This is a genomic window from Paraburkholderia steynii (assembly GCF_900100565.1).
Lineage (GTDB): Bacteria > Pseudomonadota > Gammaproteobacteria > Burkholderiales > Burkholderiaceae > Paraburkholderia > Paraburkholderia terrae.
In genome coordinates, this window is record NZ_FNDI01000017.1 from 137,752 (window position 1) to 151,448 (window position 13,697).

At 61.8% G+C, this 13,697-nt stretch carries 16 protein-coding genes; 10 read left to right on the forward strand and 6 right to left on the reverse strand.

All coding sequences use genetic code 11. The features are described from left to right. Positions 1-5: 5 nt before the first annotated feature. Together tauA and BLT65_RS27865 are read right to left on the reverse strand one after the other, a co-directional pair. Positions 6-1,013 carry a taurine ABC transporter substrate-binding protein gene (gene tauA, locus BLT65_RS27860; RefSeq protein WP_042312009.1) on the reverse strand — a complete coding sequence of 336 codons (1,008 nt, stop codon included), beginning with the start codon at positions 1,011-1,013 and terminating at the stop codon, positions 6-8. 51 nt (positions 1,014-1,064) lie between these two features. Continuing rightward, positions 1,065-1,472 carry a RidA family protein gene (locus tag BLT65_RS27865; protein WP_091783511.1) on the reverse strand — a complete coding sequence of 136 codons (408 nt, stop codon included), beginning with the start codon at positions 1,470-1,472 and terminating at the stop codon, positions 1,065-1,067. 216 nt (positions 1,473-1,688) lie between these two features. On the opposite strand from BLT65_RS27865, the gene BLT65_RS27870 reads away from it, so the two are divergent. After that, positions 1,689-2,426, forward strand: a complete 738-nt coding sequence (locus tag BLT65_RS27870) for a GntR family transcriptional regulator (RefSeq protein ID WP_244186647.1) — start codon at positions 1,689-1,691, stop codon at positions 2,424-2,426. 143 nt (positions 2,427-2,569) lie between these two features. Continuing rightward, positions 2,570-2,821, forward strand: a complete 252-nt coding sequence (locus tag BLT65_RS27875; RefSeq protein WP_042311990.1) for a hypothetical protein — start codon at positions 2,570-2,572, stop codon at positions 2,819-2,821. Positions 2,822-2,864: 43 nt separating this feature from the next. Here the strand turns inward: BLT65_RS27875 and BLT65_RS27880 are convergent, their stop codons facing one another. The 3 genes from BLT65_RS27880 to BLT65_RS27890 are packed head-to-tail and all read right to left on the reverse strand — an operon-like array spanning position 2,865 to position 3,688. Next, positions 2,865-3,131, reverse strand: coding sequence for a DUF1488 family protein (locus BLT65_RS27880; RefSeq protein ID WP_007576646.1), 267 nt, complete (start codon positions 3,129-3,131; stop codon positions 2,865-2,867). Beyond that, complete coding sequence (locus tag BLT65_RS27885) at positions 3,132-3,317, reverse strand: hypothetical protein (protein ID WP_007576648.1); 186 nt, start codon at positions 3,315-3,317, stop codon at positions 3,132-3,134. It lies immediately after the preceding gene. A gap of 53 nt (positions 3,318-3,370) precedes the next feature. Next, positions 3,371-3,688 (reverse strand): hypothetical protein, encoded by a 318-nt coding sequence (locus BLT65_RS27890; RefSeq protein ID WP_042311988.1) that lies wholly within the window; start codon positions 3,686-3,688, stop codon positions 3,371-3,373. A 284-nt stretch (positions 3,689-3,972) separates the two neighbouring features. On the opposite strand from BLT65_RS27890, the gene BLT65_RS27895 reads away from it, so the two are divergent. Beyond that, positions 3,973-4,848, forward strand: coding sequence for a transglutaminase N-terminal domain-containing protein (locus tag BLT65_RS27895; protein ID WP_091783678.1), 876 nt, complete (start codon positions 3,973-3,975; stop codon positions 4,846-4,848). Positions 4,849-4,872: 24 nt separating this feature from the next. Next, positions 4,873-5,682, forward strand: coding sequence for a transglutaminase-like domain-containing protein (locus tag BLT65_RS27900; RefSeq protein ID WP_091783515.1), 810 nt, complete (start codon positions 4,873-4,875; stop codon positions 5,680-5,682). Positions 5,683-5,728: 46 nt separating this feature from the next. Here BLT65_RS27900 and BLT65_RS27905 read toward each other — a convergent pair whose 3' ends face one another. Continuing rightward, positions 5,729-6,178 (reverse strand): type II toxin-antitoxin system HicB family antitoxin, encoded by a 450-nt coding sequence (locus tag BLT65_RS27905; protein WP_091783517.1) that lies wholly within the window; start codon positions 6,176-6,178, stop codon positions 5,729-5,731. A gap of 221 nt (positions 6,179-6,399) precedes the next feature. On the opposite strand from BLT65_RS27905, the gene BLT65_RS47315 reads away from it, so the two are divergent. The 6 genes from BLT65_RS47315 (at position 6,400) to BLT65_RS27930 (ending at position 13,695) form a co-directional block, all read left to right on the forward strand. Beyond that, positions 6,400-6,576: a hypothetical protein gene (locus BLT65_RS47315; RefSeq protein WP_167306549.1), complete on the forward strand. Its 177-nt coding sequence runs from the start codon at positions 6,400-6,402 to the stop codon at positions 6,574-6,576. Between the two features lie 605 nt (positions 6,577-7,181). Next, complete coding sequence (locus BLT65_RS27910) at positions 7,182-7,439, forward strand: hypothetical protein (RefSeq protein WP_079492561.1); 258 nt, start codon at positions 7,182-7,184, stop codon at positions 7,437-7,439. 12 nt (positions 7,440-7,451) lie between these two features. Beyond that, positions 7,452-7,883: a hypothetical protein gene (locus BLT65_RS27915; RefSeq protein ID WP_091783681.1), complete on the forward strand. Its 432-nt coding sequence runs from the start codon at positions 7,452-7,454 to the stop codon at positions 7,881-7,883. 115 nt (positions 7,884-7,998) lie between these two features. Continuing rightward, the gene (locus tag BLT65_RS27920; RefSeq protein WP_091783519.1) at positions 7,999-8,511 is read left to right on the forward strand and encodes a CPBP family intramembrane glutamic endopeptidase; all 513 of its coding nucleotides are present in this window, start codon (positions 7,999-8,001) and stop codon (positions 8,509-8,511) included. A gap of 351 nt (positions 8,512-8,862) precedes the next feature. Beyond that, positions 8,863-11,133 carry a DUF6603 domain-containing protein gene (locus tag BLT65_RS27925; protein ID WP_091783521.1) on the forward strand — a complete coding sequence of 757 codons (2,271 nt, stop codon included), beginning with the start codon at positions 8,863-8,865 and terminating at the stop codon, positions 11,131-11,133. A 6-nt stretch (positions 11,134-11,139) separates the two neighbouring features. Next, a complete protein-coding gene (locus tag BLT65_RS27930; RefSeq protein ID WP_091783523.1) occupies positions 11,140-13,695 on the forward strand; it encodes a hypothetical protein in 2,556 nt (851 codons plus the stop codon). Positions 13,696-13,697 lie beyond the last annotated feature (2 nt).

Below are 13,697 nucleotides of genomic sequence, written 5' to 3' on the forward strand. Positions count from 1 at the left end.
TGACCTTACTGTTTGCTTGCCTGCTGCACATAGGCCGAGGTCACCGTCGGTCGATAATCGGGCAGCACGGCATCGAGGCGTTTCTGCTCCTTTAGGAATTTCGACGTGTCCGCGAGGGCGGTTGCCGTGCCCCCGCCGAGCAGCGCGCTACCCGACTGCTCGGCGAGCAGCGGATAGGTCGTGCCATGCAGCAGTGGCGGCACGTCGGCAGGGTCCGATCCGCTGACACGCGCAATCGCCGTCACTTCCGGCGAACTCGCCGTCCAGTTCGCGCCGTTCTTGCGATAGTCCTCGTTCACCTGGCCCGTCACCTTCGCGAAGCTCACCAGAAAGTCGGGATGCGACTGCGCGAAATCCTTGCGCGCGACCCAGGCGAGGAAGGTCGGCGCGCCCCATTTGCGTACGTCGGCGGAGGTCGTGAAGACCTTGCCCGTCTTCTGGATCTTGCCGAGCGCGGGCTCCCACACATACGCGCCGTCGATGTCGCCGCGCTGCCACGCCGCTGCGATTTCGGGCGGCGCGAGATTGAGGATCGTCACGCGATCCGCAGGGATGTTCCAGTGCTTCAGTGCGGCGAGCAGGCTGTAGTGCGTGGTCGACACGAACGGCACGGCGATCTTCTTGCCGATCAGGTCCTGCGGTGTGTTGATATTGCTGCCGTTGCGCACGACGAACGCTTCGGCGGAGCCGATTTCCGCCGCGACGAAGAACGTCTCGATCGGCAGGCCTCGTGTGACGCCCGCGGCCAGGGGACTGCTGCCTGTGAAGCCGACCTGCACGTCACCCGATGCCATCGCGGCGATCACGTCGGCGCCCGTGTTGAACTTGCGCCAGTTGATCTGGTAGCCGCTGTCCTTCTCGTAGAGCCCTTTGGCTTGAGCGATCTTCGAAGGCTCGATGTCGGTCTGATAGCCGATGGTGACCGTCTTGTCGGCGGCATGCGCGGGCGACGCGCCGAGAATCGCGCTGGCGAACAGCGGCGCGATGAGGCGAACGAAAAACCGTGTATTCATTGGATGGTCCCCAGAGTGGTAAGCGAATACCGTTAATTTGCGGCGCGACGCTCAGCGCGCGGAATACAACACCGCATCGATCTCGACGCGGGCATCGCGGCCCAGTTGCGCAACGCCGATCGTGGTGCGCGCAGGCAGCCGCGCCGCATCGTCGAAGTAGCGGTCATAGACACGGTTGAAGCCGGCGTAATCGGCGTTGAAATCGCGCAGATAGATCCGCACGAAAACCGTATCTGACAGCGCAAAACCCGCGTGTTGAACGATTTGTTCGATGTTGTGAAAACACAGCTTCGCCTGCGCTTCGATGCCCTCAGGCAAGGGCTTGTCTGGCGCGTTGGGATCGACGGGAAGCTGGCCTGTCACATGCAGCCAGCCGTTGGCCTCTACCGCATGGCTATAACGTGCCGATGGCGGCGGCGGGGCAGCTGTGGGCGACTGATGAAACACGATGGAAGACATGCAGTTTCGACTCCCCGGACGGCTTGAGTGCTGGATAATCGATGCGTCGTTGTTATAACAACGTCACGATGAGGCGAGTATAGATTTGCGCTCATCGCACGCTAAACGATCATTTCTGACATGCTTATCTGGCCGCTGGATTTGGCTCGGGGTTGGGCTGTTTGGCACAATGACGCAGACAGCAGCGGAAGGGTCGCTGCAACCATTCACATATCGATGAGAAGAAACAGACAATCCACCGCGCCCCTCTACGAGCGCATTCGCGACGCGCTGCATGCACGCATTCTCGACGGCACTTATCCGCCTGGAACGCGTCTGCCGATCGAGCATGCGCTGTGCGAGTCCTACGGCGTGAGCCGGATCACGATTCGTCAGGCACTGGAGCGATTACGTCAGGAAGGATGGATCGAAAAGATTCACGGGCAGGGCACCTTCGTGCAGAGAGCGCGCGCCGTGCAGAACATCAGCGCGCTGCAGAGCTTCTCCGAGGCGATGATGCCGCTCGGGCACCGCGTATCGAACCGCGTCGAGGGCGTGCGTGTGGTGAGCGTCAACAGCCAGCTCGCGAGCCGTCTGCAACTGGAAGCAGATGCGCGCGTGACGGAAATTCAGCGCGTGCGCTTGCTCGATGGCCTGGCCGTATCGTTCGAATTGACGTATGCGGCGCGAGAAGTAGGGGAGCAGTTGCTCGTTGCGGACCTCGAGAACCGCGATATTTTTCATGTGATCGAGCAGGATTGCGGCGTGCGCATTGGCCATGCCGATCTGTCGATCCGTTCAATGCCGGCGAGCGAAAAGGTCGGGCTCGCGCTGGGCGTCGGGCCCGGAAGTGCGTTGCTCGGTATCGAAAGGCTCGTGTACAGCCGCGATGGCGCGCCTGTTCTCTTCGAAGCGCTGAGCTATCGCGGCGATGCGTTCCAGTATCAGTTGAGTATCGAGCGGGCGAAGCGGTAGATCGAGGGGACTTGCCGGGTATAGCGCGTTACCGCGAACAGTCAATGCGCTGTTATCCTGAACATGGCGCATCCGACGCGAAAATGTGTCGACGCGTCGATGTAGGTCAAATGGAATGTGGGCATACAGCAAGGGAGCACAGCATGGACATGGAAAAGCCCATCATCACGCCGGAAGAATTCGTGGACGAGATCAACCGTCGCCTGCCGGAACACGACTGCTATACGCAGGGCTTGCAGATGTTTCTCGTACCGAGGGGCGCAATGCCCGATGAGGCGATTGGAATCGACTGGGAACCGCGAAATGCACGCAACGGCGTGATCGCAGTCAGCGAAGTTCACAGAGAGGTTGCCAGCGAGTTTTCCGTCAGCAAGCACCTCGGGCGTCGACACTAGGGAGCGTCGCATTGCCCCACATGCACTCGGCGAGTCTCTCTGATCAGGAGATTGTGTACTTGTTCTGAGGGCCGCCGGTGTACACCGTTCTCGCGATCTCCAGGATTTTTTCGCGGTTGTGGTCGAACGCGGCGAGCAACGAAGATTCGTCAGAATCCTTGTTGGGGTTCAGTTTGACGAGCACCACATCGTCGACCTGGAAGACAATCTCACGGGCATTGTCATAGCCCCAGAAGCACACACAATGTCGCGACGCATCGTGGATCCGGGCCGGATTGGGAAAGTTGATTACCGCGCTGGCTTTTGCCATTTATTCACCCTTACAGACATATCGCCACTTGCTCGCGTTGACATCGAGGCGGGCATCCATCTCCAGACGCTTCTGCGCGCGTTCGTTTTCCGCCTTCTGTTGCGCCGAGACACGCGCCGCCTGCTGGCTGGCGTAGTCGCTTTGCTTTGAAGGAGGGGCCGGATACACCTTGGTTTGCTTTTGCATATGGATTCCAGAAAGTAGTTGCAGAATGATTTTGATGCTGTGACATATACGGCTTACTGCATTGGGCGCTTCATTCCCTCTGCCTCGATCGCAGCGTTGCGTTCCTCGCTCGCCTCAACGGGTTCCATTGATTCGTCGAGAGAAGCGATCGCCCGTTCTGTGACAGACCTGGTTTCAGTGAAAGCTGCGCCAGATGCGCCGTCTTCGTCGACGGGAGGTGCCAGCATGTCGTGGAGCATCGCGTGTAGCTCGGGCGTGTTCCAGGGCGCGCTGCGCTGTTTTCTCTGTTTTATGTAATGCCGCACTTCCGCGTCCTGTTCGGCGGTCAGTGGCAGGCCGCGGAACGTATTTTGAGGCGTGGCTTCGAACATGAGAGCCTCCTTCGTTCACTATAGTTCGAGTGTAATCCTATTGTTCGATAAGCGCGAACTGTTGGTGACCGTGTGGCGTAATTCGTTCATCTGCAGATTCGAACGCGCCAGTCATATTCCCGCAATCTATACCGATTCCTGCGCAAAGCGCGCGATTTACCGATGCTATTCGTGCTGCCGTATCGCCCATGCCGCAACCCGAAAAATTGAGGAGTTTTGACTTTGTAAAGCAGTGTATGCTGAACCGCACGTCTTTCGGTGATGGACGGATGGGGAAGAAAGACATGAGTGGACCGCGATGCCTCACGGTGCGGCACAAAAGCGTTTATCGCTATTCCGAGCCGGTGAGCTTCGGCGAGCACAGGATGATGTTCCGCCCGAGGTCCAGCCACGATTTGCGTCTGGTTAGCTCGGAATTGCGTATTGTGCCGACGCCTTCGCGCCTGCACTGGATGCACGATGTCTTCGACAATTCAGTCGCGGTCGCGACGTTCGCCGAAGAGGCGTCCCAACTCGTATTCGATAGCAGCGTCACGCTCGAGCATTACGAAGCGCCCGCGCCCGAGTATGCGATCGAGCCGTATGCCGCAACCTGGCCATTCGCGTACACCAACGATGAAGCAACGGAACTGGTCAACGCACGAAGCCGACGGCATCCCGATGCAGATGTCGACAAATGGGCCCAGTCTTTCATTGCGCAAGGCCGCGACACCTCGACGATGGCGTTGCTCAGAGACATGACGGCTGAGATCAAAGAGCAGTTTCTTTACGCGCGGCGCACGGAGAAAGGCGTCTACCGTCCGGCTGATACGCTGAGTTTTCGTAGTGGGAGTTGCCGGGATTTCGCGGTTTTGATGATCGATGCCGTTCGTTCTCTCGGACTCGCTGCACGGTTCGTCAGTGGCTACGTTTTTATTCCGGATCATGACGCCACGTCAGGAGGCGGTTCCACTCACGCGTGGCTGCAGATATTTCTGCCCGGCGCAGGATGGGTGGATTTCGATCCGACCAACAGCATTATCGGAAATCAGCATCTGATCCGGGTTGCCGTGGCTTGGGACCAGCACCAGGCGTTGCCCTTGTGGGGAACATGGACGGGGGCACCCGCGTCGTTCCGGGGTCTGGATGTCGACGTCAGTGTCACCGAGGACGGCTGTTGAATTTTTCTTCGAGGGGCCGCTGTAATGATGCTTCGCGTAGGCTATAGACTGATTTACGAGTGCGAGCAGCATACGCCGATGATGCTGATGCTCAACACGCACTTCTCGTGTGTGCAGAATGTGCTGTCGGCCGACCTTCTTGTCGTTGATCCACCCGTCGGCATTGCTCAGTATCGGGATGGTTTCGGTAATCTCTGCAGCCGGCTAGTTGCGCCGCCGGGCCGGTTCGAGATGTCGACGACCGCGTTGCTCGATGTCTCCGATCGGCCCGAGGAAACGGCATTTTTGGGTCACCAGCATCCCGTCGAGGAATTACCTGACGAATGCATGGTGTTTCTGCTGGGCAGCCGCTACTGCGAGACCGATTTGTTGTCCGAGGTTGCCTGGGAACTGTTCGGTAAGGTGCAGCCCGGCCGTGATCGCGTGCAGGCAATCTGTGATTTCGTGCATCGGCATATCGACTTCGGCTATGAGTTTGCCCGATCGACGAAGACAGCATGTCATGTCTATCGCGAACGACGCGGGGTGTGCAGAGACTTTGCACATCTGGCCGTCACGTTCTGCCGCGCGATGAATATTCCCGCGCGGTACTGTACGGGCTATATCAGTGACGTCGGTGTGCCGCCGCCTCATAGTGCGATGGATTTCGCGGCCTGGTTCGAAGCTTATGTGGGCGGAAGCTGGCAAACATTCGATCCGCGCAACAACGTGCCACGCATTGGACGGATCCTGATGGCCCGAGGACGGGATGCTGCCGACGTCGCAATCAGCAATACGTTCGGTCCGGCCAAGCTCGTTGAATTCACCGTGCATTGCGCGCCTGAAGAGGGCTAGGCGGACGGGCAATGGGACGTGAGGCTCGGTCCCGGCACATGTAGGGTCATCCGTCCGTAAAACGCCGCAGGGCACCGGGCGTAGTCGCCGACTGCACACCATAACGGCTGCGAAGTTCGTGCATCGCGGCGAGCGTGATATACGCGGAGCGGGTCATGTGACGCTCCTTTGCGTCGCCATCGATTTGCCGCAACAGATCTTCGAGCAGACTGATCTGTACGCCTACTGCTTTCGACGTCACACGCGCAAGATTGATGTCGATAAACATCCAGAGTCCTTCCCCGTCATCCATATCGAGCTCGTGCAATTCCGATGTGCTGTTGGTAGGCGCCGGTATGAGTTGCTCGCTTTGGTCATACATCAACTCGACGACCTTCTGCGCATTGCGCTTCAGTTCGCCAAACGATTTTCCTTGCGCTTCGGCGCGGGGAAAATCAGGGAAACTGGCGCGAAAGCCAGCGTCGCCATCGCGGCATACATAAACGGGATATTGCATAAGTGCTCCTCAAATGATCCTCGCAGGTGCAGCCACGCGGATCCGGAACGGGAAATGGTGGGAAGGCGAAGGGATGAATTGACGATGCGCGTAAAGCCGAGGAAACGCAAACTAAATCGTGATGAAGCGGGGAAGGAGCCGCATTGGGCGGGAACGTCCATTGCGCTACTGTTTTCTCTAACCCACTACGAGGAATTCCCGGGCATCGGGAGGGCGTATTCATGAAAAATCCATGGCTGAAAAAGAACCCGTTCTTGAGCATGTGGCTGAGTGGCGCGAATGCCGTGGCTGGGTCCGCGCGTGGACGCGTGGCAGCCGCCGCGAAGCGTGAGACGGTCAACTTCTGGACCGCGGCGCTGACGCCGCCAAAGCCGAAGAAGCGTCGGCCGCGTCGCTGATTGGATGAAAGCGGATCGCAGCCGGCAGGGCAGAGCGCTGGTCACGGCGGCGAGACGCCCGGAGAAAATAGCTGGCAAAAAAATAGATCGCGACAGCCGCAATAAATGCGCACAGAATGACGGGATAACGTAGCCGCACCCGCGGCTGGGCGAAAATGGGAGAATCATGATGGCAAAGGGTCAACTGCGCGGTAATCGCGAGGCAAAGAAGCCTAAACAGCCGAAAAAGCCGTCTCCTGCCGCGAACCTTTCTACCTGGAAGACTGCGCCGAAGGCAACAGCACGAGACGAAGAAGGCGCGCACAAGAAATAATCTGTGGCTCCTGGCGTTGAGAACGTGGACGTTCTCATGCATTCGCCGGGAGCGAATCAGACAGGTAGTCGGGGAAAGCGAATTAGCGAAGGGGATTAAGTCAGAGATCGGATTATCACTGCGAGTTCGGGTAAATCGGGGAGAGTCTTATATTCTCGCCAGCGCTTCCGTTTGCCCGCACCTTATTCATATCATGATTCAGCTTTTTCCCCTGACTTCGCGATGCAGCTTCGCGCTATCGAAAAGGCGTGAATGCCAATCGACCTTTGATTGCCTTGAAGAGGGAGTCACCATGAGTAGCCAGTCCTGTGAAGCATATCGCGGCTACAGCATAGATGTTGAAGTCACGGCCAACAACGTCGTTTCGCTCAGCGGAAGAGAGCTTCGGTACTCTGTGTCTTGGTCGATAATCTCACTCCACGTGCTGTCCACACCCATTGCCAGTCTTCCCGAGCGACTGGAGTTTTTATCGCCGGATGACGCCTTCTCATACGGCGAACGGCGGGCGCGCACGTTTATCGACGGCTCGTTGTTATCCGATGTTCAATGAACTGGTATGCGGCTGAAACGACTATTACTCGCTGCGCTCGCAACCTGCCTTGTCGCGACTTACGTTCATGCGCAAAGCAACGCGTCCGGCCCGTTCGTCACGCCCTCGGGCACACTGCAATTCTCGCGTGCAGACCGCGATTTCGTGGGGATGCTCGACAAGGTTATTTTCGATCGCTTCGGCGCGAACACGCTCGCGCATTTCGATGACGTCGACGACGCCAGTCAAACTGTCACGCGTACGCTTGTGCAGACCGATTCCGGCCCGGTGCTGTACGATTTTCGCCGTCAACCACCACTCGTGCAGCGCTCGGGTAAGCGCATGACGGTCAAGCGCGTGTTCTGGCAAGGTGATGAAGTCGTGATGCAAAGCTCGCAAGGCTGGTTCCGGTTCAAAAGCGGCGTGTTGACGAAGCTCCAGTCGTCCAAGAGTACTTACCATTGATCGCACGCAGCGCAAACACACGCAAGCCAGCCATGGATTTCTATAAGGCCTTCTCAATGTAAAATGCGATGCCGAGCTAATGGGCAGTCAATAACTAGAATAGACGGGATAGAGCATGCGATCACCAGATGCGGGGTCATCGTCATTTACTGGCGATACACTATTCGAACTCGGACTGAATATACCGCCGTGGCTGATGATTCCTTTGGCGCTGTTAGCCACCGAGTTGTTGCCCCTGCCGCTCGACTATGTTGCCAATGTGTTCTTCCCGGATCAGCAGATTGGCGGCCCGGGTCTAGGCTCACACGGCATCGTCTCTGCCTTGATTCTCGGTTGCCTGATCGCGCCTCTGGCTGAAACCGCATTCAACCAGTGGGGATGCATCACGTTACTTCGCAAGAAATTAGGTGTCAGCCCTTGGACAGCGATCGTGTTGTCGGCAGCGCTCTTTGCGGCTATGCATACCTATAGCTGGAAATACGTGCTCACCACGTTTCCCATTGGTGTCGTGCTGGGTTATGTATTCGTAGTCGAACAAATGCGTCGGGGCCGGGCCTTCTGGATGGTCGCGTTGATTCATTCGTTGCGCAACGCCATTTCTATCGCGCTTGTCCATTACCTGCCGTGAAAATCGCGCGGGCGAACGATTGTCTTTCTTCCCCGCCGTAGCTATGCGAACTCACGTACGAGCCCCCAGGGCATCCCCAGAAACAAAACAATTGACGTGATTGGTTCGGTTCCCGCGCCTGGCCCGAACGATGTTTGCATTCAGCTTGCAATACTCGAAAAGTTGCCTATCGTCAGTTGTCGGGGCGTTCGTTCCGCGCTTCCAGGGAACAGTCGCGCGGGCGCATAGGGCGCCGGGCTTGAAATGACAGTCGCGTAGCCAACAACAGAGAGGTCGTCGTGAAGCCGGTTCCTCCCGCGGTGCTGTTTTCCGTTTCCGTTGTCGGCGCTGCGGCCGGAGCGTGAGGTGTCCATGCCCGGCGCCGAAATCAACCAGTATGCGGCCGAGCTGGGCACGCAGCTGTCGGCTGTAGGGACGCAGCCGGCAAACCGGATTGCCTCGCTCCTGCAGGCAGCGACGGCACTTGCGGCGTTGGCCGATCGTTCCGCTGGCTCGATGACCAGCGCCGAATGGAAGACGGCTGTGTCGCAATGGGAGGCAGCCCGCGACGCCTTCGGCGCCGCGCTGGCGAAGGCACTTCTCGGTCCTCTCGCGGACATCCCGGGGGTCGCCGCGCTAGCGGACGATCTGGGCAAGCTGTCCACCGAGGGCGTCCACGGCAGCGTTGACCTTGGCCCGGTTCATCTCGAAGTCGCCTCGTCGATGCTGGTGATCCAGCCGCCCGAGTTTAGCGACCTGGTTGGCACGCCGGACCCGGTGACGATCGGCCCTTACCAGGTCGGGGAGGTTGCGGCCAGCATCGCGTCGCCATTCGGCGGCGGAGGGCCGGGCGGTGGATCGCTGGTCAGGCTGCCCGCAGCGGGCGGGTTCGGCGGCACGCTCGAACTGCCGCTTGGCGCCGTGCAGGTGACGGCATCCGCAGTGCTCGCGACCATCAACGGCCAGCCGTCATTCATCGCCGTCCTCGGCGTGCAATTCCTGCCGCCCGTCCAGTTGTCCTTTGGCTTCTCGCTCGACCGCGTCGGCGGGATTGTCGGCGTCAACCGCCGCCTCGATCCCGAGGCATTGCGCGCGGCCGTGCGCACGGGCGGCGCCGGCGATGTGCTGTTCGCCGTGAAGCCGCCCGCTTCGCCGTTGTCGCTCGTGACGGCGATCGATCGTTTCTTCCCCGCCCAGCCCGGCACGCATCTGGTCGGCCCGACGCTCAAGCTCGCGTGGCTCTCTTTCGGTCCGGCCGGGAGCCTGCTCGGACTGGACCTGGGCGTGATCGTCGAGTTGCCGGCGGGCCGTGTGGCCGTGCTCGGCGTGGGCCGCATCGCGATTCCTGGGCTCGACGTACTGCTCAATCTGCGGCTCGATGTCCTTGGCCTCGTCGATCCCGTGGAGCAACTGGTCAGCGTGGACGCGAGCCTGGTCGACAGCAGCGTGCTTGGCATCTTCGAGGTCTACGGTGACGGCGCGATGCGGCTCAGCTGGGGCAGCTCGGCATACTTCGTGGTCAGCGTGGGCGGCTTCTTCCCGGGCTTCAATCCGGAGCCGGCCCGCCTTCCGGCACTGCGGCGTGTCGGCATGACGGTGAACAATCCGGTGCCCATCATCGACATCCGCACCGAGGGCTATTTCGCCTTCACGACCAATACCCTGCAATTCGGTGGCCGGATGGAGGTCTCCATCTCGCTTGGCATCGAGGCGCATGGATTCGTCGAGGTCGATGCACTCGTCCAGTTCCGCCCGTTCCATTTTGAAGCGCATATCGCGGCGGGTTTCGGTGTGTCGGTGGAGGGCTTCAGTTTTGCGTCGGTCACGCTGTCGGGCATGATCGGTGGCCCGGGTCCCATCGTGATACGCGGCACGCTCTCGATCAGCGTGTTCCTCTTTTCTCTGGACTGGGACGAAACCTTCACGTTGGGCAGCGGGCCCGCCGATGCGCTGCCCGCGCCTGCCTCTCTGCTGAAGCTCATCGCTGAAGAGCTTGGCAAGCCGCAGAGCGTGCAGAGCGCGAGCATCGCGGACGCGCAGGTGGTGCTGAAGCCGCGTCCCGGCACGCCGGGACTGGCGGCCGTGCCGGCGACGGGCGCGCTGCAGGTCTTGCAGCGCCGCGCACCGCTGGGCTTGCTGATCGACCGTGCCGATGGACGTCCGCTGGGTGGGCCGCAAGGCGTGAAGGTGGACGGCGGAAGCGGCGACGTGACCGAGCGCTTCAGCCCCGGAAGCTACATCACGCTGACGCAGGCGGAAGCGCTGAACCGGCCTCCATTCGATGTGCTGCCCGCCGGCCGCGTGCTCTCGTTGGCCGATCCGCTGCTCGATGCGAACCGAACGCCCGAGGACCGCGAGGTCGAGCAGATCGTTATTGTCGGCAGCCGCATCGTGCGCGAACACGCGTGGACGCTGCTGACGCCGCTCGGCGAGCTGTCCGCGATGGTGGGAGCGGCAGCGCGCCCGCCTGCTCTTAGCGACGCCGCGCCGGTCATCACCGCGACGGCGGAACAATGGAGCGCGTCGAACACCGCCGAAGTCTTCGGCAGCGCCACGGCAGCGCATCAGTCTGCCCGCTATCGCGGCGGCATTGCGCTTGCCGCCAGCGATGCGGCGGCACCCGTCGACCTCGCCACGGTGTAGCGGATCATGGCAAACAACAACTTCTTTTCCCACTTCGACAAGGCGCTGCGAGCCGGTGCGACGGCCGCCGGCGGCGGCAGGCTGCAGGGCCAGGTCGAGGTGAAGCTGGTCGATCTCAACGATGCGACGAACCAGGCCACCGCCAATGCGAGCTACGAGCTGTTCGGCCCGGGCGACGTCGAGCGGCTGGCGGCGGGCGCGATCACGCGGCGGTTTCCCGCGCCGTTCGCAAGCAATGCCGAAGTTACCAAGCTCGCCCTGGTGGAATTTTCGGCAGTCGACCTGCCGTGGCGCTACACGCCGCAGCTCGCCGGCGCGGATGGCTTGCGTCCGTGGCTCGTGCTGGTGGTCGGCCAGCGATCGGCCAACGATATCGTGCTGCGTCCCGATGGCCGCGTCACGCTGGGGCTCGTCGCGCAGTTCAATCATCGGCTCGGCGAATCGCTGAAGTGGGCGCACGTCCATGAGGTGGCGGGGCACGCGACGGTCGCGCGGCTGCTGGCGCCGACGCCTGCCGGCGCGGGCAATTATCTTGACGACACGGAATATGTCGCCTGCCTTGTGCCCGCGTTCACTGCATCGGGCGACGACGCGTGGGACGGCACCCGGCCGGTGACATGTGCGCTCTATGACTGGTGGTCGTTTCGTACGGGGCCCGCCGGGGACTTCCGCGATCTGGCGCGCAAGCTTCACAAGGCCGCGCTCGTCCCCAAGCCCGGCGGCAAGCCATTCGGCATCGCGCAGGTGAGCTACGCCAGCCGCGCCGCGCCGCAGAAGACGACCCAGTTGCAGACGGCGGGCGCACTGCGCCTTCCTCGCGTGCCGGGCGACCCGCCCGATCCCGCCGACGATGCGCCGCCCAACGATGTCGTCCAGGAGACGGCGGCGCTTGCGCGCCGGATCGTCACGCCAGACGGTCGTCCCGTCGTGACTTCGCCGCGCTACGACGCGCCCTTCGGCGATGCGAACGGACCTGACGATCCCGTGGATAACGGCTGGATAGCGCAGCTTCGCAACGATCCGCGACTGCGCGGCGCCGCTGGCCTCGGAGCATGGAACGCGGTCGAATGGCAGGACAGGATCAGCGCCGCCGCGGCTTTGAAGGCGGGAGACCTCGCGATAGCCGCCGGCCGTATCCGTCATGTGGCGCTGGGTGTCGAGGTGAGCCGTTCGCTATGGCGCCGCCGGCTGCCGGCCGATTCGCCCGAGCGTATCGCCGTGCTGATGCCTTCGCTGGGTCGATTGCTGACGACGGCTGGCCGATCCGCACTCGACGAGGTCGCTGGCCGCACCCCGCAGTTGAGCCGCGCGTTGCTGTCGTCGGCGGCGCGGCGCGCGCTGCGTCCCGGTCCTGCGCGCACTGCGCTGTCCGCCGATGGCCGTGCGCCGTTCGGGGCCGTCATCGTCGCCGCCAACCAATGCCCGGACGACCGCGCGGACCCCGCCGGCATCCGCTCGACCGGGCGTGATCCCGATGCCGCCGTCAAGCAGGCGATCGTCGAGGCTGCGCGCGGCGACATGGGCCTTGCCGACGCCGTCCTGCAGCACCTCGGTTCGCACCCGGGGCCGGGCGCCGTCGCCGCGGCGCTCCGCGCGCTTGCCGCGGGGCCCGGCGGCAAGCCTGATATCGAGGCGGTGAAACGCTTCCTCGGCATGCGAGCGTTTCCGGAGCCGGACCTCTCGGTTCTCGAGTGGGACGGCTGGATGAACGAGCATGCGTCGCACGAGCCCTGTCGCGCGATCGATCTCGAGGCGTTCGCCGGCATCGTGTCCAAAGCGATCGACCCCACCGTGGCGCGTCCGCCTGCTGTCGAGCGCGTGCTGGCGACGCTGCCCGGCATCGAGCACATCGGTCCCGTCGAGATCGAGCCTGAACTCGATCTTCCGCTCTGGAGCTTCGTGTCCGAACGGGCGCCCGACTGGATGCTGCCGGGGGCAGGCGACCTGCTCGACGGCGACGTGGTCGCGCTCGGGACCAACCCCGTGTTCGTCGAGTCGTACCTGGTCGGCGCCAATCATCAGGCGAGCGCCGAGCTTCGCTGGCGCAACGTTCCGCTCGTCACGCGCTGGTCGCCGCTGCGAAAGTTCTGGCAGCGCAAGAGCAGCGTGCTGGACATCGTGCCGATCCGCCAATGGAAAGCCGCCGACCCACTCGGCAGCGCGGCGTTGCTGCCGCCGGACCATCCGGGCGACGAGGCCGTGGTCGCTTTCCGCACGACGCTGTTTCGCCGCTACCCGTCGACGGTGGTCTACCTGTACCAGCAGGAGAACGACTGGGCCGCGCCGGCCCTGGACCTTGCGCTCGATCTGAACAAGCGCGTGGACCCGAGCTTCACGGGCACGATTGGCCGCGACCTGACCTTCTTCGGCTTTCCCGTCAAGCCGCAGGAACTGCTCGACTACTGGGTGGTGCTCGAAGAGCCGCCCGCCGGCTACCGTTTCTATCACGTTCCGGACCCGCTCTTGCCGGGTTCGGAGGTCCACTCCGCCGACTACGCTCACCGCCGTTTTGCGGTACCCGTGCGCGTGATGATCGGGCGGCTTCTTCACGATCCGGTGTGAGG

What these genes read in the sequence shown, in the direction of transcription:
- tauA (WP_042312009.1), bottom strand. Translation starts at nt 1,013, where the DNA reads ATGAATACACGGTTTTTCGTTCGCCTCATCGCGCCGCTGTTCGCCAGC.
- BLT65_RS27865 (WP_091783511.1), bottom strand. Translation starts at nt 1,472, where the DNA reads ATGTCTTCCATCGTGTTTCATCAGTCGCCCACAGCTGCCCCGCCGCCG.
- BLT65_RS27870 (WP_244186647.1), top strand. Translation starts at nt 1,689, where the DNA reads ATGAGAAGAAACAGACAATCCACCGCGCCCCTCTACGAGCGCATTCGC.
- BLT65_RS27875 (WP_042311990.1), top strand. Translation starts at nt 2,570, where the DNA reads ATGGACATGGAAAAGCCCATCATCACGCCGGAAGAATTCGTGGACGAG.
- BLT65_RS27880 (WP_007576646.1), bottom strand. Translation starts at nt 3,131, where the DNA reads ATGGCAAAAGCCAGCGCGGTAATCAACTTTCCCAATCCGGCCCGGATC.
- BLT65_RS27885 (WP_007576648.1), bottom strand. Translation starts at nt 3,317, where the DNA reads ATGCAAAAGCAAACCAAGGTGTATCCGGCCCCTCCTTCAAAGCAAAGC.
- BLT65_RS27890 (WP_042311988.1), bottom strand. Translation starts at nt 3,688, where the DNA reads ATGTTCGAAGCCACGCCTCAAAATACGTTCCGCGGCCTGCCACTGACC.
- BLT65_RS27895 (WP_091783678.1), top strand. Translation starts at nt 3,973, where the DNA reads ATGAGTGGACCGCGATGCCTCACGGTGCGGCACAAAAGCGTTTATCGC.
- BLT65_RS27900 (WP_091783515.1), top strand. Translation starts at nt 4,873, where the DNA reads ATGATGCTTCGCGTAGGCTATAGACTGATTTACGAGTGCGAGCAGCAT.
- BLT65_RS27905 (WP_091783517.1), bottom strand. Translation starts at nt 6,178, where the DNA reads ATGCAATATCCCGTTTATGTATGCCGCGATGGCGACGCTGGCTTTCGC.
- BLT65_RS47315 (WP_167306549.1), top strand. Translation starts at nt 6,400, where the DNA reads ATGAAAAATCCATGGCTGAAAAAGAACCCGTTCTTGAGCATGTGGCTG.
- BLT65_RS27910 (WP_079492561.1), top strand. Translation starts at nt 7,182, where the DNA reads ATGAGTAGCCAGTCCTGTGAAGCATATCGCGGCTACAGCATAGATGTT.
- BLT65_RS27920 (WP_091783519.1), top strand. Translation starts at nt 7,999, where the DNA reads ATGCGATCACCAGATGCGGGGTCATCGTCATTTACTGGCGATACACTA.
- BLT65_RS27925 (WP_091783521.1), top strand. Translation starts at nt 8,863, where the DNA reads ATGCCCGGCGCCGAAATCAACCAGTATGCGGCCGAGCTGGGCACGCAG.
- BLT65_RS27930 (WP_091783523.1), top strand. Translation starts at nt 11,140, where the DNA reads ATGGCAAACAACAACTTCTTTTCCCACTTCGACAAGGCGCTGCGAGCC.